This window comes from Pseudomonas sp. PVC-3-1 (assembly GCF_057444315.1).
This window is the reverse complement of record NZ_CM172023.1, coordinates 2146428-2167185: the sequence shown is the minus strand read 5'-3', so window position 1 is coordinate 2167185 and position 20758 is coordinate 2146428. Positions and strand designations below refer to the sequence as shown.

The 20758-nt window shown below is 65.6% G+C and carries 21 protein-coding genes; 12 read left to right on the top strand and 9 right to left on the bottom strand.

Translation table 11 applies throughout. The annotated features are described in order from the left end of the window. Positions 1-7 precede the first annotated feature (7 nt). From AC2T4A_RS10030 to AC2T4A_RS09995, 8 genes are all read left to right on the top strand, one after another. The gene (locus AC2T4A_RS10030; protein ID WP_478377864.1) at positions 8-823 is read left to right on the top strand and encodes a hypothetical protein; all 816 of its coding nucleotides are present in this window, start codon (positions 8-10) and stop codon (positions 821-823) included. A 147-nt stretch (positions 824-970) separates the two neighbouring features. Further along, entirely contained in the window at positions 971-1738 is a 768-nt protein-coding gene (locus AC2T4A_RS10025; protein WP_416744780.1) for a hypothetical protein, read from the top strand. A gap of 136 nt (positions 1739-1874) precedes the next feature. Next, on the top strand, positions 1875-2564 hold the full coding sequence (locus tag AC2T4A_RS10020) for an RDD family protein (RefSeq protein WP_416744961.1): 690 nt from the start codon (positions 1875-1877) through the stop codon (positions 2562-2564). After that, positions 2561-3547, top strand: a complete 987-nt coding sequence (locus AC2T4A_RS10015; RefSeq protein WP_416744781.1) for a stage II sporulation protein M — start codon at positions 2561-2563, stop codon at positions 3545-3547. The genes AC2T4A_RS10020 and AC2T4A_RS10015 overlap by 4 nt, the downstream gene beginning before the upstream one ends. Then, the gene (locus AC2T4A_RS10010; protein ID WP_486743207.1) at positions 3534-5129 is read left to right on the top strand and encodes a DUF4129 domain-containing protein; all 1596 of its coding nucleotides are present in this window, start codon (positions 3534-3536) and stop codon (positions 5127-5129) included. The genes AC2T4A_RS10015 and AC2T4A_RS10010 overlap by 14 nt, the downstream gene beginning before the upstream one ends. Further along, the gene (locus tag AC2T4A_RS10005; RefSeq protein ID WP_486743206.1) at positions 5126-6415 is read left to right on the top strand and encodes a DUF4350 domain-containing protein; all 1290 of its coding nucleotides are present in this window, start codon (positions 5126-5128) and stop codon (positions 6413-6415) included. Before AC2T4A_RS10010 ends, AC2T4A_RS10005 begins: the two co-directional genes overlap by 4 nt. Further along, positions 6412-7422: an AAA family ATPase gene (locus AC2T4A_RS10000; RefSeq protein ID WP_038803565.1), complete on the top strand. Its 1011-nt coding sequence runs from the start codon at positions 6412-6414 to the stop codon at positions 7420-7422. Before AC2T4A_RS10005 ends, AC2T4A_RS10000 begins: the two co-directional genes overlap by 4 nt. Beyond that, on the top strand, positions 7419-8747 hold the full coding sequence (locus AC2T4A_RS09995) for a DUF58 domain-containing protein (RefSeq protein ID WP_416744785.1): 1329 nt from the start codon (positions 7419-7421) through the stop codon (positions 8745-8747). The genes AC2T4A_RS10000 and AC2T4A_RS09995 overlap by 4 nt, the downstream gene beginning before the upstream one ends. Positions 8748-8882: 135 nt before the next feature. Here AC2T4A_RS09995 and AC2T4A_RS09990 read toward each other — a convergent pair whose 3' ends face one another. The 3 genes from AC2T4A_RS09990 to AC2T4A_RS09980 all read right to left on the bottom strand — a co-directional run bounded on the left by AC2T4A_RS09990 (position 8883) and on the right by AC2T4A_RS09980 (position 10180). Further along, positions 8883-9242 (bottom strand): PilZ domain-containing protein, encoded by a 360-nt coding sequence (locus AC2T4A_RS09990; RefSeq protein ID WP_138522220.1) that lies wholly within the window; start codon positions 9240-9242, stop codon positions 8883-8885. Positions 9243-9302: 60 nt separating this feature from the next. Beyond that, complete coding sequence (locus AC2T4A_RS09985) at positions 9303-9725, bottom strand: DUF4124 domain-containing protein (RefSeq protein ID WP_416744786.1); 423 nt, start codon at positions 9723-9725, stop codon at positions 9303-9305. An 86-nt stretch (positions 9726-9811) separates the two neighbouring features. Next, complete coding sequence (locus AC2T4A_RS09980) at positions 9812-10180, bottom strand: tetratricopeptide repeat protein (RefSeq protein WP_416744787.1); 369 nt, start codon at positions 10178-10180, stop codon at positions 9812-9814. 99 nt (positions 10181-10279) lie between these two features. Here AC2T4A_RS09980 and AC2T4A_RS09975 point away from each other — a divergent pair, with 99 nt between their 5' ends. The 3 genes from AC2T4A_RS09975 to pyk all read left to right on the top strand — a co-directional run bounded on the left by AC2T4A_RS09975 (position 10280) and on the right by pyk (position 13661). Further along, positions 10280-11092, top strand: coding sequence for an outer membrane protein assembly factor BamD (locus AC2T4A_RS09975; RefSeq protein WP_416744788.1), 813 nt, complete (start codon positions 10280-10282; stop codon positions 11090-11092). 102 nt (positions 11093-11194) lie between these two features. Then, positions 11195-12103 carry a universal stress protein gene (locus AC2T4A_RS09970; RefSeq protein WP_486743205.1) on the top strand — a complete coding sequence of 303 codons (909 nt, stop codon included), beginning with the start codon at positions 11195-11197 and terminating at the stop codon, positions 12101-12103. 106 nt (positions 12104-12209) lie between these two features. Next, positions 12210-13661: a pyruvate kinase gene (gene pyk / locus AC2T4A_RS09965; protein ID WP_478377868.1), complete on the top strand. Its 1452-nt coding sequence runs from the start codon at positions 12210-12212 to the stop codon at positions 13659-13661. 452 nt (positions 13662-14113) lie between these two features. On the opposite strand, the gene AC2T4A_RS09960 is transcribed toward pyk, so the two are convergent. From AC2T4A_RS09960 to AC2T4A_RS09950, 3 genes are all read right to left on the bottom strand, one after another. Further along, positions 14114-14887: an enoyl-CoA hydratase-related protein gene (locus AC2T4A_RS09960; protein WP_486743204.1), complete on the bottom strand. Its 774-nt coding sequence runs from the start codon at positions 14885-14887 to the stop codon at positions 14114-14116. Between the two features lie 106 nt (positions 14888-14993). Then, positions 14994-15932 (bottom strand): iron-sulfur-binding ferredoxin reductase, encoded by a 939-nt coding sequence (locus AC2T4A_RS09955; RefSeq protein ID WP_486743203.1) that lies wholly within the window; start codon positions 15930-15932, stop codon positions 14994-14996. After that, a complete protein-coding gene (locus AC2T4A_RS09950) occupies positions 15925-17052 on the bottom strand; it encodes a GGDEF domain-containing protein (protein WP_486743202.1) in 1128 nt (375 codons plus the stop codon). The genes AC2T4A_RS09955 and AC2T4A_RS09950 overlap by 8 nt, the downstream gene beginning before the upstream one ends. 252 nt (positions 17053-17304) lie before the next feature. Here AC2T4A_RS09950 and AC2T4A_RS09945 point away from each other — a divergent pair, with 252 nt between their 5' ends. Further along, positions 17305-18828, top strand: a complete 1524-nt coding sequence (locus AC2T4A_RS09945) for a fumarate hydratase (protein WP_054908611.1) — start codon at positions 17305-17307, stop codon at positions 18826-18828. A gap of 236 nt (positions 18829-19064) precedes the next feature. Here AC2T4A_RS09945 and AC2T4A_RS09940 read toward each other — a convergent pair whose 3' ends face one another. The 3 genes from AC2T4A_RS09940 to AC2T4A_RS09930 form a co-directional block, all read right to left on the bottom strand. Next, the gene (locus tag AC2T4A_RS09940; RefSeq protein WP_017519692.1) at positions 19065-19367 is read right to left on the bottom strand and encodes a ribbon-helix-helix domain-containing protein; all 303 of its coding nucleotides are present in this window, start codon (positions 19365-19367) and stop codon (positions 19065-19067) included. Positions 19368-19400: 33 nt separating this feature from the next. Further along, the gene (locus tag AC2T4A_RS09935) at positions 19401-19982 is read right to left on the bottom strand and encodes a DJ-1/PfpI family protein (protein ID WP_478377871.1); all 582 of its coding nucleotides are present in this window, start codon (positions 19980-19982) and stop codon (positions 19401-19403) included. A gap of 100 nt (positions 19983-20082) precedes the next feature. Beyond that, entirely contained in the window at positions 20083-20661 is a 579-nt protein-coding gene (locus tag AC2T4A_RS09930; protein ID WP_416744794.1) for a DUF2846 domain-containing protein, read from the bottom strand. Positions 20662-20758 lie beyond the last annotated feature (97 nt).

Below are 20758 nucleotides of genomic sequence, written 5' to 3'. Positions count from 1 at the left end.
TTTCCTCATGCAAGACATCGCTGCACAAAATCCCTACAGCGCTCCGCTGAGCAACCTCGAACCGGGCGCAGCCCAGGGCGCCGTGCCCTCCGTCGCCGAGGCACTGAGCCGCGGCTACAACTTCAGCATCAACGAATTGCTGGGCGAGTCCTGGCGCCGCACGAAAGGCACCAAGGGCCTGATCATCGGCGGCTTCGTGGTCTTCTATGCGGCAATCTTCGCCCTCGTCAATGTGCTCAGCCTGTTCCTCACCGTGGTCGGTGTCGCCGGGATTGCCGGCATGGGCCTGCTCGGTGACAGCGAAGCCGCCGGCGGCATGGCGGTCGGCGCGCTGGTCGCGTTCTTCATCGGCTCCATTGTCCTGAGCTTCATCGCCACGGCCGTTTGCTACCCCCTGCTGGCAGGCGTGAACATGCTCGGCATCCGCCGCGCGGCCGATCAGCCGTTGCGCTTCAACGAGGTCTTCAGCCACTTCGGCCGCACCTTCCAGGTGGTGGTCTGCGTGCTGCTGAGCACCATCATGATCTTCATCGGCTACTTCCTCTTCGTGCTGCCGGGCATCTACCTGAGCATCGCCTACATGCTCGCCATCCCGTTGGTGGTCGAGCGCGGCCTGTCGCCCTGGGCGGCAATGGAGGTCTCACGCAAGGCCATTACCCAGCACTGGTTCAAGGTCTTCGGCCTGCTGCTGGTGTTCGGCCTGCTGTTCATGCTCAGCACCCTGACCCTGGGTATCGCGCTGATCTGGGTGATGCCGTGGCTGATCGTCGCCATCGGTGTGCTCTACCGCATCATTTTCGGCGTACTGCCCGTCAACGCGTGACGACGCCCCGGAGGCGGCCAAGTGCGCCGCCTTCAGCAAGTGGTAGTACAGAAATTTCCGCGAATTATTAAAGAAGCGTTCCTACGACCGGCATTAGCCTGCCCCGTCAAACTCCGGCGCCCAACACAACGCCTGTGGAGCATTCAAATGAGCACCGATAGTTCTCCCAACCCCTTCGCGCCACCCGCCAGTGTCCTGCAGGACCCGATTGCCAGCGGCACCGTGCCGAGCATCGAGGACGCCCTGGCCCGCGGCTACGACTTCTCCATCACGGACCTGATCAAGGAGGCCTGGCAGCGCGTCAGCGGTGCCAAGGGCCTGATCTTCGTCGGCTTCATCATCTACATGGTGGTGGTCCAGGCCATCAGCTTCGTGCTGGGCCTGATCCTCGGCGTGGGCTACGCAGCATCCGGCGCCGAACCCAGCGGCACCGCGGTCGTCCTGCAGATGGTCGTCGGCATCCTCGCCGGCACGGTGGGCTATCCCTTCATGGCCGGCATCAACATGCTCGGTATTCGCCGCGCCGCCGACCAGCCGATCTCCTTCAACGAGATGTTCAGCCACTTCGGCCAGTTCGTGCCGCTGCTGATCACCGGTCTGCTGATGACCGTGCTGATCTACATTGGCTTGTTGCTGCTGGTACTGCCGGGTATCTACCTGAGCATGGCCTACATCCTGGCGATCCCGCTGGTGGTGGAGCGCAAGCTGAGCCCCTGGCAGGCGCTGGAAGCCTCGCGCAAAGCCATTTCCCAGCACTGGTTCAAGGTTTTCGGCCTGTTCCTGGTGCTCGGCCTGATCATGCTGGTCAGCATGATCCCACTGGGCATCGGCGTGATCTGGACGCTGCCGCTGATGGTCATCAGCGTCGGTGTGCTGTATCGCACCATTTTTGGCGTATTGCCGCCGGCCAACTGATCAAATCAGCCTGTGCCCGCCAGCGCGGTTGCCTCGCCGCACCGCGCTGGCTAGCATCTGGCACCTACGTTATCGACAGCGGTTTCCCTTGAGCCCAGCAGACCTTTCGTTCCCAGCGTCCTCCCACGCGCCCGTCCTGGATACCCGCTACCACGTGGAGACCCCGGAAGGCATCGACCTGCTGCTGCGTCCCGCCGGCGTTGTTCCCCGCGCCCTCGCCTACCTGATCGACCTGGGCATCCGCGTTCTGCTGATGGTGGCGCTGTTCATGCTGCTGGCTTTCCTGGGCGAACTGGGCACCGGGCTGGGGCTGATCCTGACCTTCATCATGACCTGGTGGTACATGGTGCTGTTCGAGGTGCTCAACCAGGGTCGCTCGCCCGGCAAGCAGATGATGGGCCTGCGGGTGGTGCACGACGATGGCACGCCGATCGGCTGGTCAGCGTCGCTGCTGCGCAACCTGCTGCGCTTTGCCGATATCCTGCCGTTCGCCTACACGCTCGGGCTGCTCAGTTGCCTGTCCAATTCCGGGTTCAAGCGCCTGGGAGATCTGGCCGCCGGCACCCTGGTGATCTATCGCGATCCACCGCCGAGCCGCCCGCAGGTGCCGGAGACCACGCCCGAGCTCGCCCCGTGGCCCTTGAGCCTGGAAGAACAACGCGCCCTGATGAGCTTCGCCGAACGCGGCACGCAACTTTCGGCCGCGCGCAGAGAGGAGCTGGCCGGCATCCTTGCGCAACCACTGGGCATCACGCCGGAACAGGCGGAGGCACGCCTGAACCGCATCGCCAGCGGCCTGCTCGGCAACGGGACGGCCCATCCATGAAGCAGGCCTTCTTTGAACAACGCCACCAGGGCAGCTGGAAGCGCTTCGCCAAGCGCCTGGAGCAACTGGAAAACGGCAAGCGCCAGGAACCGAGCGAGAAGCCCGAGGAGTTTGCCGCCGATTACCGACGCATCTGCCAGCAGCTTGCCCTGGCCCAGGAGCGCGGCTACAGCAGCCACCTGATCGACCAGTTGCAGCAACTCGCCATGCGCGGCCACCAGCAGTTCTACCGTCACCGTAGCCACCTGGGCGCCCGCATCCTCGGGTTCCTGGTCGCCGGCTTCCCGCGCCTGGTGCGCGAGGAATGGCGCTGCATCGCCATCGCCAGCCTGCTGTTCTACGGCAGCCTGATGCTGATGGGCGTACTGGTCTACCACTTCCCCGACCTGGTCTACAGCGTCATGGCGCCGGAACGGGTTTCCGAGATGGAATCGATGTACTCGCCGGACACCACGCGCCTGGGGCCCATGAGCACGCGCGACGCTGGCGATGACTGGCAGATGTTCGGCCACTACATCATGAACAACATCGGCATCGCCTTTCAGACCTTCGCCAGCGGCCTGCTTTTCTGCGTCGGCACCCTGTTCTTCCTGCTGTTCAACGGCGTGGTGATCGGCACGGTAGCCGGCCACCTGACCCAGGTCGGCTACATCGAGACCTTCTGGTCCTTCGTCATCGGTCACGGCGCCTTCGAACTGACTGCCATCACCTTCGCCGGTGCCGCTGGCCTCAAGCTCGGCTGGGCGCTGCTCTCCCCCGGCCGCCTGAGCCGCCTGGAAGCCCTGCGCCAAGCCGCCAGCCGCGCCGTGCAGCTGATCGGCGGGGTGATCTTGATGCTGCTGATCGCCGCCTTCGTCGAGGGCTACTGGTCGTCCATGACGCAGTTCTCGGCGACCGTGAAGTACATTGTCGGCGCCTGCCTGTGGCTGCTGGTGGGCGGCTATTTCCTGTTTGCCGGACGGGGTCGTCATGCGCCTGACTGATGCCAGCGTCGCCATCCGTCCGCGCAGTGCCTGGGAGGCGCTGGACCTGGGCATCCTGCTCGCGCGGCGCCACGCTGGCGTGCTGATGGCCAGCTGGGCGATCGTCACCCTGCCGGTGTTCGTGCTGCTTTCCGTGCTGCTGTGGAACTACTCCAGCTGGGCAGTGCTGATCTTCTGGTGGCTCAAGCCCGCCTTCGAACGCCTGCCGCTGTACATCCTGTCGCGCTCGCTGTTCGGCGATACGCCGACGCTCAAGGAAGCACTGCGGGCCTTTCCCGGCCTGCTCAAGTCGCAATTGCTGCCCAGCCTGCTCTGGCGCCGCCTTAGCCCGACGCGCAGCTTCGACCTGCCGGTACTGCAACTCGAAGGGCTCAAGGGCCAGGCGCGCAGCCAGCGCCTGGTGGTGCTCGGCCAGCGCAATGCCGGCGGCGCTACCTGGCTGACCATCGTCGGCATGCATTTCGAACTGGCACTCTGGCTGGGATTTTCCGCGCTGATGTACCTGATGCTGCCGCAGCAGTGGGTGGACGACTGGAAATGGCAGTCGCTGATCAGCGTGGCGCAGGGCGACTGGGCGTGGCTGGAGCACGTCAGCAACCTGATCTACGCGCTGCTGCTGATCGTCTGGGAGCCGGTGTACGTCGCCTGCGGCTTCACCCTCTACCTCAACCGCCGCACCGAGCTGGAAGCCTGGGACATCGAGCTGGTGTTCCGCCGCCTGCGCCAGCGCCTGATCGGCAGCGCCTACGCCCTGCTGCTGGTCGTGGCCGGCGCCCTCGCGTTGCTGCCGGCCAATGACGCGCTGGCAGCCGGCGCCACAACGCCCAGTGGCGTCAGCCACAGTTGCCCGCTGCCCGACCAGAACCCCGACGGCCCACAGGGCGCGCGGCTCACCCAACAGAAACTCAACAGCGAAGACTCGCGCAGCGCTGCGGAAAAAATCCTCACCGCGCCGCCCTTCAAGAACAGCGAGAAGGTCACCCGCTGGCGTCTGCATGAAGACAGGAAAGACCCGAAGCAGGCCGACCCGGACGAGGCCAAGCGGCTGAAGAGCTTCTTCGAGGCACTGGAAAACTGGAAGGCCTTCAAGTTCGCCGCGCAAGGCATCGAAGTGCTGCTCTGGGGGATTCTGTTCACCGTCATCGCCCTGGTCATCTGGCGCTACCGCGAATGGCTGCGACTGTTCGTCGGGCGCATCGGCCTGCCGCAGGCGCCGCGCCGCGAAGCCCCCAGCGTGCTGTTCGGGCTCGATCTGGCGCCGGAAACCCTGCCCAGCGACGTCGCCAGCGAAGCCGAACGCCTGTGGGACGAACAGCCCCGCGCCGCGCTCGGCCTGCTCTACCGCGCCCTGCTCAGCCGCCTGCTGCATGACTTCCGCGTGCCGCTGCGCGAATCGACCACCGAAGGCGAAGTCCTGGTGCGCGTAGCCGACCTCAATGACCCGCCGCTGGATAACTTCGCCCGCAGCCTGACCCAGCAGTGGCAGGCGCTCGCCTATGGCCATCGCGCGCCACATGCTGAACTCAAGCAGCAGCTGTGCAGCGAATGGCGCCACCTGTTCGGCAACGAGGTGCGGGCATGAAGCGCGGCAACCTCGCCCTGCTGGTGGTGCTCGTCCTGCTGGTGTTCGGCGGTATCGGCTATTACCTGTATCGCAACCTCGAGCCCTACACCGAGACGGTCGAGCACGGCGCCTCGCCCGAAGCCCGCGCCAATCCCTATCTCGCTGCGGAAATGTACCTGCGCGGCCGCGGCATCCGCGTCACCACCGCCCGCGGCATGGAGGTGCTGGACCAGCTGCCGAGCAAGGGCCAGACCCTGATCCTGCTGGGCACCCGCGAGAACGTCACGCCGCCCCAGAACGCCCGCCTGCTGGCCTGGGCCAACCGCGGCGGCCACCTCATCGTCACCGCCGAAAGCCTGTGGGACGAAGACGAAGGCAAGAGCGGCGACGCGCTGCTGGATCAACTGGGCGTGCAGCAATTCCTCACCTCCGATCTGAAGGACAAGGAGGATGAGAAATCCGCGCCGGCCGACGAGAAATCGGCAGATGCGTCCCAAGAGCAGGCGCAGGACGACACTGCCAAACCGGAAGTGGAAGAAGAACACCCGGACCAGGCCTCCAGCGCCAGCGACAACGTCGCCGCAGAGGCCGATCCCTACCCGGACCTGACCAAGCTCTACCTGGAAAACGAGAAGGCCCCGGCCTACTTCGGTTTCGACACCGACTACCACCTGTTCGACTCGAAGAACCTAGCCTACGCCTGGGCCAACAGCGCCGACGCCACCCATCTGTTGCAACTGCAGCAGGGCCAGGGGCTGATCACCGTGCTCACCGACAACTGGATCTGGCAGAACGCCGAGCTCGATTCCTACGACAACGCCTGGCTGCTGTGGTACCTGACCCAGGACAGCGCCGTCACCCTGGTCTATCGCGCCGATGGCACCAGCCTGATTACCCTGCTGATGCGCTATTTCCCGCAGGCGCTGCTGGCCGCCGTCCTGCTGCTGGTGCTGGTGCTCTGGCGCAACGGCCTGCGCCAGGGCCCGCTGCAACCCAACCCAGACCGCAGCCGCCGGCAACTGGAGGAACACCTGCGCGCCGGCGCCGACTTCACCCTCCGCCAGCGCGGCCAGCTCGCCCTGCTGCAGGGGCTGCAACGTGACGTGATGCGCCGGGCGCGGCAGCGCCAGCCCGGCTTCGACCGCCTGCCGGTCGCCGAACAATGGCAAGCTCTGGGCCGCATGACGCGCATGTCGGCCAGCGCCATCAGCCAGGCCATGCGCCCCTATCCGCAACAGCGCATGGCCGTCGCCGAATTCACCCGCCAGGTCGCGCACCTGCAAAGCCTCAGGAATGCCCTATGAGCGAACAGACGCCTGAACCGTCCAGCACCACCGCCCCCAATGCCGCCGCCCAGCGCCAGCGCGCCAGCCAGCTGGCCCAGGCGCTGCGCCACGAATTGCAGAAGGCCCTGATCGGCCAGCAGGCCGTGATCGACGACGTGCTCACCGCCCTGCTTGCCGGCGGCCACGTGCTCATCGAAGGCGTTCCCGGCCTGGGCAAGACGCTGCTGGTGCGCGCCCTCGCCCGCTGCTTCGACGGGGGCTTCGCGCGCATCCAGTTCACCCCCGACCTGATGCCCAGCGACGTCACCGGCCACGCCGTGTACGACCTGGCCACCGAGCAGTTCAAGCTGCGCAAGGGCCCGGTGTTCACCCACCTGCTGCTGGCCGACGAGATCAACCGTGCACCGGCCAAAACCCAGGCCGCGTTGCTGGAAGTGATGCAGGAGCGCCAGGTCACTCTCGAAGGCCGCGCCTTGCCGGTGCCACAACCGTTCATGGTGCTGGCCACGCAGAACCCCATCGAGCAGGAAGGCACCTACCCGCTGCCCGAAGCCGAACTCGACCGCTTCATGCTCAAGCTGCGCATCGACTATCCGCTGGAGGCCGAGGAACAGACCCTGGTGCGCCAGGTCACCCGCTCGGCGCGCAGCGACATGCTCGACGTGGCGCCGATGCGCGCCCTGCTCAAGGACAAGGACGTGCTGGCCCTGCAGAAGATCGCCGCCGACCTGCCCATCGATGACCAGGTGCTCGACTATGCCGTGCGCATCGCCCGCACCACCCGCAACTGGCCGGGCCTGGCGCTGGGCGCAGGTCCCCGCGCGTCCATCGCCCTGGTGCGTTGCGCCCGTGCCCGTGCCCTGCTGCGCAGCGGCGACTTCGTGATTCCGGACGATGTCAAAGGCAGCGCCCTGGCCGTGCTGCGCCACCGTGTGCGCCTGTCGCCGGAGCTGGAGATCGAAGGTCTGTCGGTGGACCAGGTGCTGCAACAGCTGCTCGACCAGGTACCGGCGCCGCGCGTATGAAGCCATCGCGCGCGCTCCTCGCGCTGCTCGCAGTCCTGCTGTCGATTGCCATCGCCCTGGGCGCGGCCGAGGCGCTGGACTCGGGCTCGGCGCTGCTCGGCCGTCTCTGGTGGGGCGCGCTCTGTGCGCTGGTCCTGCTGGCCCTGGCCGATGCCCTCTGGCTGCGCCGCACGCCATCGCCCGAGCTGCGGCGCCAGCTCAGCGGCAACCTGCCACTGGGCCGCTGGAGCGAAGTGCGTCTGCAATTCCATCACCGCTACGCCCAGTCGCAACGCGTCACCGTGTTCGACCACCTGCCCGCCGGCATGGAGTTCGAATATTTGCCGCAGACCGTGGAGCTGCACCCAGGCGAGCAGACCGAGCTGGGGTATCGCGTGCGCCCGCTGTCCCGTGGGCACTTCGTCTTCCAGCGCTGCGAAATCGAGCTGTCCAGCCCGTTGCGCCTGTGGAAGGGCCGCCGCTACCTGGAGCAGCGCGACGAAACCCGCGTCTACCCGGACTTCGCCCGCCTGTATGGCGCCGAACTGATGGCCGTTGACCACTGGCTCAACCGCATCGGCGTACGCGCCGGGCAACGTCGTGGTCTCGGGCTGGACTTCCACCAGCTGCGCGAATTCCGCGACGGCGACACCCTGCGGCAGATCGACTGGAAGGCCACAGCGCGCAAGCGCACGCCCATCGCCCGCGAATACCAGGACGAGCGCGACCAGCAGATCCTCTTCCTGCTCGACTGCGGTCGGCGCATGCGTAGCCATGACGGCGATCTCTCGCACTTCGACCACGCCCTCAACGCCAGCCTGCTGCTGGCCTACGTCGCCCTGCGCCAGGGCGACGCCGTGGGCCTGATGACCTTCGCCGGCGACCAACCGCGCCACCTGCCGCCGGCCAAGGGCAGCGCCCAGCTCACCGCTCTGCTCAACAGCGTCTACGACCTGCGCAGCAGCCAGCGCCCGGCGGACTTCCCAGCCGCCGTGCAGGCGGTGCTGACGCGCCAGCGCCGCCGCGCGCTGGTGGTGATCGTGACCAACCTGCGCGACGAGGATGACGAAGAACTGGTGGCCGCGGTGAAACGCCTCGGGCGCCAGCACCGCGTGCTGGTCGCGAGCCTGCGCGAGGAGGTGCTGGACCGCCTGCGGCAGGCACCGGTGGAGGGCTTCGAGGAAGCGCTGGCGTACTGCGGCGCGGTGGATTACCTGAACGCCCGCGCGGGCCTGCACGAGAAGCTGGCGGCCCATGGCGTGCCGGTGCTCGACACGCGGCCGAGCCAGCTGGGGCCGGAACTGATCAGCCGTTATCTAGGCTGGAAGAAAGCTGGCGCGCTGTAGAGCCTGTCCGTAATCGGCCTGCGCTACCCGCAATGCGCTCGGCGAGATTCTGAACAGGTTCTATCCGAGCGCCACAACCGGACGCCAACTCCCTGGCGCCCCACACCGTGCAGATCGGTCAGCGCGTCCTGCGCTTCAGACCGACTCCACCTGCCGGCGAAAACTGAAATAACGGCGCAGCGCATCGACCAGCTCGACGTACTCCATCGGCGGCGACACCAGGCTGAAGCCGGAATCGTAGTTGCCTGGATTGACGTCCTCGCGGCACCACTGGCAGGTGGCGGCGAACTCGATCAGTTGCAGCTTGCCGTCATGGCCGGGGATCTTCAGGCGCATTTCGAAGCGGCCACCCACCAGCATCGGCAACTGGCTGATCAGCAGCAGCCCATCCAGCGACACGTTGCCCAGGTAGCCCATCGGTTTGTCGGTGATGCTGTTGAACACCTTCAGGTAGTAGGGCAGCTGATGGCGCTCGATATGTCGTTGATGACGCATAATGGCGTTTCGCTATGAAATATCGTCCAGTATGACGATGCCGCCCCGGCAGGGCCAGTCCTAACGACAACCTTCCGCCAGCCGTGCGCTAAGCGCCTGACGAGCGGCGTCGAGCTGTGCATCGCTGTAGTAAGTCCTTTCACCACTGCTGTCCTGCGAGAAGTAACGCCCGCCATGACTGAGCGATTCCAGATCATGGCGCCACTTCTCGCACTGCTGGTCCAGCTTGGCCTGCTGCTCCGCCGCCTGGCTCTGGGCGGCAGCGCTTTCATCTCGACGCGCGTCGTAGAAGCGGCGGGTACGTTCTTCCCGCTCGCGGGTCGCCGCGTCACGCTCGACGACCTGCGGCTTGACCTCGACACGTTGCGCCCCGGGCGGTGGTGTTTCGCTGAAGTGCACCTTTCCCTGAGCGTCGGTCCAGCGGTAGATGTCCGCCGAAGCCAGCAGGGGGAAACACCAGGCGCAGAGCCACAGGGCGCGCATTCGTACCTCCTTGCATGAAGCACTCAAGAGATTAGCCAGCTATGGGCGGCGCTCAAGTCGGCCCGCGACCGTCGGTCAGGCGTCGGTCAAGGTGCGGGCGGATCGAGACGCAGATCGTTGGGCAGGCGGCCATTCAAACGCAGCGTTTCCAGGCGTGCCTTGGCCCGGTAAGCATACTCACTGGTGGGATAGCGAGCGACGATGAACTGGTAGGTCTGCGCTGCGTCGACGTAGAACTTCTCGCGCTCCAGGCACTGGCCGCGCAGCATGGAGATTTCCGGCTGGATCCACGGCCGCGCGCGGGCCTTGCGCTCGGTCTCCGAGAGCTCCAACTGCACACGCTGGCAGTCGCCGTTCTTGTACGCGCGGTAGGCATTGTTCAGGTGATAGTTCATCGACCAACTGGTGCAGCCGGTAACACTCAGCGCCAGCAGCGCGAGGAAAAGGGTTCGCATGGGCATATCCTCCGTTGGGAAGTGTATCGGCCCGTCTTGGCCGTACTGTAGCCCGCCACTAGACTCACGTGGACTTCGCCCCGGCGCAAAGGAGCTGCCATGCGTTTCGCCTACGTTCTGCCGTTCGCCGTGCTGCTGCCCTGGCTTGCCGCCTGCGCCCCGACCACGCCGTTGTTCGTTGCCCAGATCACCACCGGCGAAGTGGCCGAGTACAAGCAACTCAAGAACAAACGCATGACCGCCGCCGTGGAGGAAGAAGGCGACCTGCTCACCTACAGCGCCCAGGCCATCCGCGATGGCAAGAGCAGCGAGGCCGAGCAGCTCTACCTCACCGGCTACGACAACACCCGCTACGGCCCGGAGGTGCGCGCCATTGCGCTGTACCAGATCGGCCTGATCTACATGAGCCGCTACAACGACCAGCGCGACGATCAGAAGGCGATGGACTACTTCCAGCGCATCGACCGCGAATTCCCCGGCACCAAGGCTGCCGAACACGCCGACGCCCGCGAACTGGTCATCCGCCAGCGCGCCAAGGAGCCGGTGCAGAAGTCCGCCAAGCAGTTGCTGGCCGACTGGCAGCCACAGTACAACCTGGACCTGAACAAGCCGACCCTCGACCCCGACATGACCCTGCTGTCGCGCCGCGCCGTGCTCAAGGGCCGCGTGGACGAAGCCGCACAGCTCTACCTGCTGGGCGCCAACGATCCGGCCATCCCGGCGGACATCCGCGAAAAGGCGCTGTACCAGCTGGGACTGATGTACATGGCGCCGGACAACCCGCACCCGGACCGCGAGAAGGCCATCGCCTACCTGCGCCGCCAGATCGCCGAATTCCCCAATGGCGAACTGGCCGAGAAAGGCGCCCGTCACCTGGACCGCGCGCTGAACCAGACCTCGCCGCGCAGCTGACGGCCAAACCCGCGCGCACCGCTGAGCCACGTCAAGGCGCGTGGCCGGCGCCAGTGTCTACGCTTGCTCTGCAATGAGCACAGAGCGCGCGAGGACTCCGCCATGAAGCTGCAGCACCTGCTCGTCATCATCGACCCGACCCGCAACGACCAGCCCGCCCTGACCCGCGCCCGCTGGATCGCCCAGCGCTGCGGCGCGCGCCTGGAGCTGCTGGCCTGCGAGTACAACCCGGCGCTGGACAACGCCCTGCTGCTGGAACGCGGCGACCTCGACACCGCCCAGCGCAACCTGCTGGACGAGCGCCTGGCCTGGCTTCAGCAACTGGCTGCTCCGCTACGCGAGGCCGGTATCGACGTGCACTGCCAGGTACGCTGGGGCAAATCCCTGCACCACCAGGTCGTGCTCCATTGCGAACAGTCCGCGCCCGACCTGGTACTCAAGTCCGCGCATCACCACAATCTGCTCAAGCGCCTGTTCCTCACCAACAACGACTGGCAACTGATTCGCCATTGCCCGCAGCCACTGTGGCTGGTGCAGCACGGCGAATGGGCCGGGAAGAACCTGTGCGCCGCCGTCGATCCGCTGCACGCCGGCGATACCCCGGCCGCTCTGGACCATCGGCTGATCACGGTGGCGCGCGAGCTGGGACAGCGCCTGCACCTGGATGACCATTATCTGCACGCCTACATGGCACTGCCGCACACCCTGGCCTTCAACGCGGAACTGCTGGCCGACTACGATAACTACGTGCTGCGTACCGAAGCGCATCACCGCAAAGCCTTCGACGCCCTGCTGGCTGGTTATCCACAGATCGACCGCGCACGTACTCATCTGGGCCAGGGCTTCGCCGAGGAAGTAATCCCCAGCTATGTGAAGGAGCACGGCATCGACCTGCTGCTGATGGGCGCTGTCGCCCGCGGACAGCTCGACAACGCACTGATCGGTCAGACCGCCGAGCGGGTCTTCGAGGACGTCGAATGTGATCTGCTGGTGATCAGGCCGGGCCCCTGATAGAGCGACCTGAAAGAGTCACCTGAAAGAGAGTAAGATGGCGCCCTGGCCGCTCCGGACCCGCTCCGGCGGCGGCCTGACCGCTGCTTTCCCCTAGGAGTCCCGCATGTCCCTTCGCCGCACCAAGATCGTCGCCACCCTCGGCCCAGCCAGTAATTCCCCCGAAGTCCTGGAACAGCTGATCCTCGCCGGGATCGACGTCGCCCGTCTGAACTTCTCCCACGGCACTCCCGACGAACACCGCGCCCGCGCCAAGCTGGTGCGCGACATCGCAGCCAAGCACGGTCGCTTCGTAGCGCTGCTGGGCGACCTGCAGGGTCCGAAGATTCGCATCGCCAAGTTCGCCAACAAGCGCATCGAGCTGGCAGTCGGCGACACCTTCCGCTTCTCCACCAGCCACCCGCGCACCGAAGGCAACCAGCAAGTGGTCGGCATCGACTACCCGGACCTGGTGAAGGACTGCGGCATTGGCGACGAGCTGCTGCTGGACGACGGCCGTGTGGTCATGGTGGTCAAGGAAGTGAAGGCGGACGAATTGGTCTGCGAAGTGCTGATTGGCGGGCCGCTGTCCGACCACAAGGGCATCAACCGCCGTGGCGGCGGCCTCACCGCGCCGGCCCTGACCGAGAAGGACAAGGCCGACATCAAGCTGGCCGCGAGCATGGACCTGGACTACGTCGCCGTGTCCTTCCCGCGTGACGCCAAGGACATGGAATACGCCCGCAGCCTGCTCACCGAAGCCGGCGGCACCGCCTGGCTGGTGGCCAAGATCGAACGCGCCGAAGCCGTGGCCGACGACGAAGCACTCGACGGCCTGATCCGCGCCAGTGACGCCGTGATGGTGGCCCGTGGCGACCTCGGCGTGGAAATCGGCGATGCCGAGCTGGTAGGCATCCAGAAGAAGATCATTCTGCACGCACGCCGCTACAACAAGGCGGTGATCACTGCGACCCAGATGATGGAGTCGATGATCCACAACCCGATGCCGACCCGCGCGGAAGTCTCCGACGTGGCCAACGCCGTGCTCGACTACACCGACGCCGTGATGCTCTCGGCCGAATCCGCCGCTGGCGAATACCCGGTGGAAGCGGTCAAGGCCATGGCGCGCATCTGCGCCGGCGCCGAGAAGCACCCGACCACCAAGAAGTCCAGCCACCGTATCGGCCAGACCTTCGAGCGCTGCGACGAGAGCATCGCCCTGGCGGCCATGTACACCGCCAACCACTTCCCGGGCATCAAGGCGATCATCTGCCTGACCGAAAGCGGCTACACCCCGCTGATCATGTCGCGCATCCGTTCCTCGGTACCGATCTTCGCCTACTCCCCGCACCGCGAAACCCAGGCCCGCGTGGCGCTGTTCCGTGGCGTGGAGACCATCCCCTTCGACCCGGCTGCCCTGCCGCCGGAGCGTGTCAGCCAGGAAGCCGTCGACGCGCTGCTGCAGCGTGGCGTGGTGACCAAGGGTGACTGGGTGATCCTGACCAAGGGCGACAGCTACACCGCCCAGGGCGGCACCAACACCATGAAGGTGCTGCACGTGGGTGATCTGCTGGTGTGATCCTGCCTTGCCAATGAAAAAGCCGCCTTAGGGCGGCTTTTTCATTTGTGCTGAAGGGGAAGAGCGGTACCTGTAGGAGCGAGCTTGCTCGCGAACCATATCCCGGCAGCACGGGCGTCACGCGGTTCGCGAGCAAGCTCGCTCCTACGAAAAAAATCGGCCGCCGGGGGCTTCAGCAGGCTGATCAAACTTTGCTCTACCTGTGCTATCCCGCGCCGATCCTGGCCTGCAGCGGTTGCACCAGAGGTTATCCACAGCGCGTTCCACAGATTGTGTGGGCAAACTTTCCGGGTGATGCAGACTTATCGCAGACAAAGTCCGCTCCTACGCCATCGGGAGCCGGTTGGTGTTCCCTGTAGGAGCGAGCTTGCTCGCGAACATCCTGACCAAAGGCACCGATGCCAATCCGTAGGGCGTACAACCGTTCGCGGTTGTACGCCGACAGGCAGCGCTTACAGGAACTTCGAGAAGTCCGGCTGGCGACGCTGGGTAAAGGCGCTCAGCGCTTCGTGGGCTTCCGGCGAATGCAGGCGCTGCACGAAGTGCTGGCCCTCCTCCGCCACCACGCGGCGCAGTTCCTCGATGAAAGGCGCTTTCAGCAGGCGCTTGCTCAGCGCCACGGCAGCCGGTGGCAGTTGCTGGAACGCTTGGCAGACCTCGCGGGCACGCTCCAGCGCAGCCGCTCCGTCTTCCAGTGCCTCATTGGCAATCCCGTAGGCCACGGCCTGCTCGCCGATAAAACCTTCGCCGCGCAGCAACAGGCTGGAAGCCTTCACCGGGCCGACCAGGCGCGGCACCAGGAAGCTGGAACCGAATTCAGGGCACAGGCCCAGGTTGACGAAGGGCATCTTCAGCTTGGCGCCCTTGGCGATGAACACCTGGTCGCAATGCAGCAGCAGGGTGGTGCCGATGCCCACGGCCGGACCAGCGACGGCGGCGACCACCGGCTTGGTGAACTCCATCAGCGCGCGCATGAAGCGGAACACCGCACTGTCCGGGCCGCTCGGCGGCTCCTGGAGGAAGTCGACGATGTCATTGCCGCTGGTGAAGCACTCGGCGTTGCCGGTGATCAGCACCACACGCACGGAACGATCCTCCTGCGCCGCTTCCAGGGCATCGGCGAGACCGGCATACATCGTGCGGGTCAGCGCGTTCATCTTGTCCGGACGGTTCAGGCGCAGGGTCAGCAAGCCCTCTTCGCGCTCGAGGAGAATCTGTTCGCTCATGGCAATTCCTTGTTCTTATTGATGTGAGAAGACCGTTTCAGAGCCCGTTCAACACCTCGCGAACTAACGCAGTCATGCCGACGCGCAGCAGGTGTTGAACTGGCTCTCAGGCGTGGGGCAGATACAGGTCGGCCAGCGTCTGGCCGCGAGGCACGCCGCAGAGGTAGAGGCGGCGCGCGAAGGCATCGACGCTGGCGGGATGGCCGCAGAGTAAGACGAGGGTCCGCCGCGAAACAAGCCGGAGTTGCGCCAAAACCTCGGCCGACTCGGCCGTGGTCATCAATGTCACGTCCAGTTCGGGATGGCTGGCGGCCAGGGTTTGCAAGGGTTCGGCGAGGTAATGAGCAGCGTGGTCATGGGCCTGGTGAATGACGCGGATCGGCCCGCTGTGATGCTGCCGCAGCGCTTCGCGCAGCACGCCCCAGAGCGGCGCCAGGCCGGTGCCGGAGGCCATCAGCAGCAGCGGTCGCTCATGCCATTCCGGGTCGTAGTGCAGCGCACCGCCTCGCAGCTCGCCCAGACGAACACTATCGCCGAGCTTCAGGCCACGGGCGAAATCGGCGAAGGCGCCGCGTTCACGACAGTCGATATGGAACTCCAGCCAGGGATCGAGTCCCGGTACGCTGGCCAGGGAGTACGGTCGTGCGACGCCCTCGGCGCTCCAGAGGACCACGTGCTGACCGGCGCTGTAGCGCAGAGGGCGCTGCGGAACCAGGCGCAAGCGCAGGACGTCCGACGCCGGCCAGTCCAGTTCGGCAACCGTGGCGGGCAGGCCGTCGCGCTGCGGGTCGAAGGTTTCCACTGCCAGGTCTTCGATCACCTGGCACTGGCAGGAAAGGCGCCAGCCTTCGGCGCGACGAGCGGATTCCAGCGCGTCGGGCAAGTCATCGCGGACCTCGCCCTGGGTGCAACGCACCAGGCACGCGTGGCAACTGCCGGCCCGGCAGCTATAGGGCACGGCGATGCCGGCCCCGCGCAGGGCATCGAGCAGGTTGGCTCCGGGGCTTACCGAAAAGCGTTGCGATCCGGCCTGTATTTCAGGCACGCGTCCACTCCCATGCGGCATCGCAGCGGTTACGTCCGTTGCGTTTCGCACGGTAGAGCGCCTGGTCGGCCCGTTGCAAGGCCTCGTCGAGATCGTCGTTGGCCTCCAGCAGGGTCATCCCCGCCGACAGACTCAGGGTTTCAATGTTCACCCCCACCGGCTCTGCGGCCGCATAGGCCATCCGCAGGCGTTCGCAGCAGGTGGTCAGGCGGTCGGCATCGGCGTTGGGCAGCAGCAGGACGAATTCCTCGCCGCCATAGCGCGCCAGCACATCGCCCTCGCGCAGGCAGGCCCGTGCCACGGCAGCGAAGGTCTGCAGCACGCGGTCACCGGCGGCGTGGCCGTGTACATCGTTGATGCGCTTGAAGTGGTCCAGGTCGATCAGCGCCAGGCCGTGGCGTTGGCCTTCGCGCATTTCTTCCAGCGCGCGCCCAGCCAGGCGCAGGAAGTGGCGACGGTTGAACAGCCCGGTGAGTTCGTCAGTGGCGACCAGGTCTTCCAGCTGGCGCATCATGCCGCGCAGGGTGTCCTGGTGCGCCTGCAGCGCATAGCGGCGCTGGCGCATGCGTTGGCGCAGCGACTGCACGTAGCCGGCGAACAGGCTCAGCCAGGTCAATACGATGAACAGCACCAGCAGTTGCAGGACGGCCTGGGCTGGCAGTTGCAGGCGTTGCTGGAAGGCTTCGTGAAGATTCAGGCCGGCGAAGGCAATGAAGGCCAGCGCGGCGCAGCGAGCGAATACCCGGGGCTGCAACTGGAATACGCCGAACAGCAGGATCAGCACGTAGAGCACCATCAGCGTGCCGCGCGCGGTATCGACGTTGGCCAGGAACAGGGTGTTCCAGGCCACCGCCACCAGCACCTGCGGCTCGGTCATGCTCGGGTCGGTGAAGCGTTGGTTGCGCCCGGTGAGGAACAGCCAGGCGAAAACCAGTTGGCTACCCGCGACCAGCATCGTGCAGGTCAGAGCAAAGCTGACGGGCGCGCGGTAGAACTCGCCGAACACGGCCAACCACAACAACAGAAGCGCCAAGGCATAGGTCCCGAGGGCCATGCCGAATCGCCTGATGAGTAGTTTTTGTAAGGCGTGCTGCTTCAGAGGTGGTTTCAGCGTGCTCATGGGGCTCCGTCCCGTAATGGCACCTGGCCTTCACTCTACTATCAAAGCGCCCCAGTGCCTAGCCGATCGGAATGTGGGCTCCCTTATCAAGCGCAGAGGTCATCTGGGACCAAGGTCGGATCGCTGGCGGGTGCGCGGCAAGCAGCCGCAGCGGTATACTACGGCGCCTTTTTTCGCCGCAGCCGTGTCGGCGAACCCCTGATGTAACAGGCACCAAGCCTGTCTTACCCCGCCTGAAGAGGACCGTGCTCCATGGCCGTGATCAAGCAAGACGACCTGATCCAGAGCGTCGCCGATGCCCTGCAGTTCATCTCCTACTACCACCCGGTTGATTTCATCCAGGCCATGCATGAGGCCTACCTGCGCGAAGAATCGCCGGCCGCCCGGGACTCGATGGCGCAGATCCTGATCAACTCGCGCATGTGCGCCACCGGTCATCGCCCGATCTGCCAGGACACCGGTATCGTCACCGTGTTCGTCCGCGTCGGCATGGACGTGAGCTGGGCCGGCGCCACCATGAGCGTCGACGACATGATCAACGAAGGCGTGCGTCGCGCCTACAACCTGCCGGAGAACGTCCTGCGCGCCTCCATCCTGGCCGACCCGGCCGGCGCGCGTAAGAACACCAAGGACAACACCCCGGCAGTGATCCACTACTCCATCGTCCCGGGCAACACCGTGGAAGTGGACGTCGCGGCCAAGGGCGGCGGCTCCGAGAACAAGTCGAAGATGGCCATGCTCAACCCGTCCGACTCCATCGTCGACTGGGTGCTGAAGACCGTTCCGACCATGGGCGCCGGCTGGTGCCCGCCGGGCATGCTCGGCATCGGCATCGGCGGTACCGCCGAGAAGGCCGCGGTGATGGCGAAGGAAGTCCTGATGGACGAGATCGACATCCACGAGCTGAAAGCCCGTGGCCCGCAGAACAAGATCGAGGAAATGCGCCTCGAACTGTTCGAGAAGGTCAACCAGCTGGGCATCGGTGCCCAGGGCCTGGGCGGCCTGACCACCGTGCTCGACGTGAAGATCATGGACTACCCGACCCACGCCGCTTCGCTGCCGGTCTGCATGATCCCCAACTGCGCCGCCACCCGTCACGCGCACTTCGTGCTCGATGGTTCCGGCCCGGCCGAGCTGGAAGCGCCCTCGCTGGACGCCTACCCGGAAATCGTCTGGGAAGCCGGCCCGTCCGCGCGCCGCGTCAACCTCGACAGCATCACCCCCGAAGAAGTGCAGAGCTGGAAGCCGGGCGAGACCATCCTGCTCAACGGCAAGATGCTTACCGGCCGCGACGCCGCGCACAAGCGCATGGTCGACATGCTGAACAAGGGTGAAGAGCTGCCGGTGGACCTCAAGGGCCGCTTCATCTACTACGTCGGCCCGGTCGATCCGGTCGGTGACGAAGTGGTTGGCCCGGCTGGCCCGACCACCGCGACCCGCATGGACAAGTTCACCCGCCAGATCCTCGAGCAGACCGGTCTGCTGGGCATGATCGGTAAGTCCGAGCGCGGCCCCATTGCGATCGAGGCGATCAAGGACAACAAGGCCGTCTACCTGATGGCCGTAGGCGGCGCCGCCTATCTGGTCGCCCAGGCGATCAAGAAGTCCAAGGTCCTGGCCTTCGCCGAACTGGGCATGGAAGCGATCTACGAGTTCGAAGTCAAAGACATGCCGGTGACCGTAGCGGTCGACACCAATGGCGAGTCGGTGCACATCACCGGCCCGGCCATCTGGCAGAAGAAGATCGCCGAGAACCTGGCGGTGGAAGTGCAGTAAGCCTGCGCGACCGCACCATGAAAAAGCCCGGCCATGTGCCGGGCTTTTTCATGGGTGAAATGTCTGTGGCTGCGCCATAGGGGCAAGCCAATCGCGGATGAATCCGCTCCTACAACAGCCGGGAGCAGCAGTGTTTCACTGTAGGAGCGAGCTTGCTCGCGAACGGAGTTCCCGGCAGCACTGGGGCTGGGCGGTTCGCGAGCAAGCTCGCTCCTACGAAAAAGCCGTCAGCGGAGTCAGGCGCTGCGCGGCACCCGGTTCAGCTCCACGACATTGTCACGGCGCTGGGCAAGGAAGCGCGTGCAACTCACCCGCAGGAAGGAAGCGAAGTTCACCACCTCCCCGCGATAGTCCATTACCTCGTCGTAAAGCTTGGCGATCAGCTGGTTGGTAGTCATGCCGTCCACCTCGGCGATCTCGCGCAGGATGTCCCAGAACTGGTTTTCCAGGCGCAGCGTGGTGACCACGCCACGGATGCGCAGCGAGCGGGAGCGCGACTCATAGAGGATCGGGTCGGCCTTTACATAGAGTTCGCACATGGACGGCTTCTCCAGCTTCGAGGTCGGGCCAGTTTACAGGCTGATCCTGGTGCCCAGCACGTCGAGGAATTTCGCCAGCCAGGCAGGATGCGCCGGCCACGCAGGCGCGGTGACCAGGTTGCCGTCGACGTGGGCGGCATCCACCGGGATGTCCACGTACTCGCCGCCGGCCAGGGTCACCTCCGGGCCGCAGGCGGGGTAGGCGCTGCACGCGCGGCCCTTGAGCACGCCGGCGGCGGCCAGCAGCTGGGCGCCGTGGCAAACAGCAGCGATGGGCTTCTTCGCGGCGTCGAAGGCTTTCACCAGCTCGATCACCCTGGCATTCAGGCGCAGGTACTCGGGGGCGCGACCACCGGGGACCAGCAGCGCGTCGTAGTCCTCAGCACGCACATCGGCGAAGGTGGCGTTCAGCGCAAAGTTGTGACCCGGCTTCTCGCTGTAGGTCTGATCACCTTCGAAATCGTGGATCGCGGTGCGGATGCTCTGGCCGGCCTTCTTGTCCGGGCAGACGGCATGGACGGTGTGCCCGATCATCAACAGCGCCTGGAACGGCACCATGGTTTCGTAGTCTTCGGCGTAATCGCCGACCAGCATCAGGATCTTCTTCGCGGCCATCTGGGCGTTCTCCGGGCAGGGCCGGCCATGGCGGCCGGGCATGCGGGAGAGCTTAGACAGTCGTGCTGGCGGCGGGGTAATACGCCGCTACTACGTATGTTCAGAGGCCGATGCGCTCGAAGAAGCCCGGCCCTTCGACTTCCTTGCCGCTGGCGGCGATGCTCACCGGCTCCTGTACCTGGCGCGTGGCGGGGATTTCCCGCGAGCCCAGCTCCTTGCCCACCAGTTGCAGCGGGCCGGCCCCCTGGCCGGCGGTGTGCTCGTATTTGGGCGGCGTGTGGGTCTCGTCGTAGCGCAGGTAGTAGACCTCGCCAGCGCGGGCTTCCAGGGTGAAGCCGGCGATCAGGGTAAAGTCCATGCTGCCGCCGGCGAAGAAGGTCCAGAAGCTGCCCAGCAGCGGGCGACGCATCTGCAGCGGATAGCTGCCCGGTGCGAAGCTCAGGGCGAAGTAGCCATTGCTCGGCAAACTGCCGATCAACTCGTTGTTGATAAACAGTCCCGGCGCTTCCAGTTCCTCGTCGGACCACTGGTTCTGTGGTCGATACAGGTACACCGTGGCCTGCTGCGTGTCTGCCGGTTGCGCACTGTACGGCGGCCCATCCACCGCGCCGAAGAAGGCGCCGGGCGAACTGCAGCCGGCCAGCATCAGGAGAAAGGCGCACAGGGCCAATCGGAGCATGGAAAGTCCCTCTTATGGTTATCCCCGGAGCATAACCACGCCACCACGCCTTGCCACCCGTCGAAAGTCCGGGTCGAGCAGTTCTCGGCGATGCCGG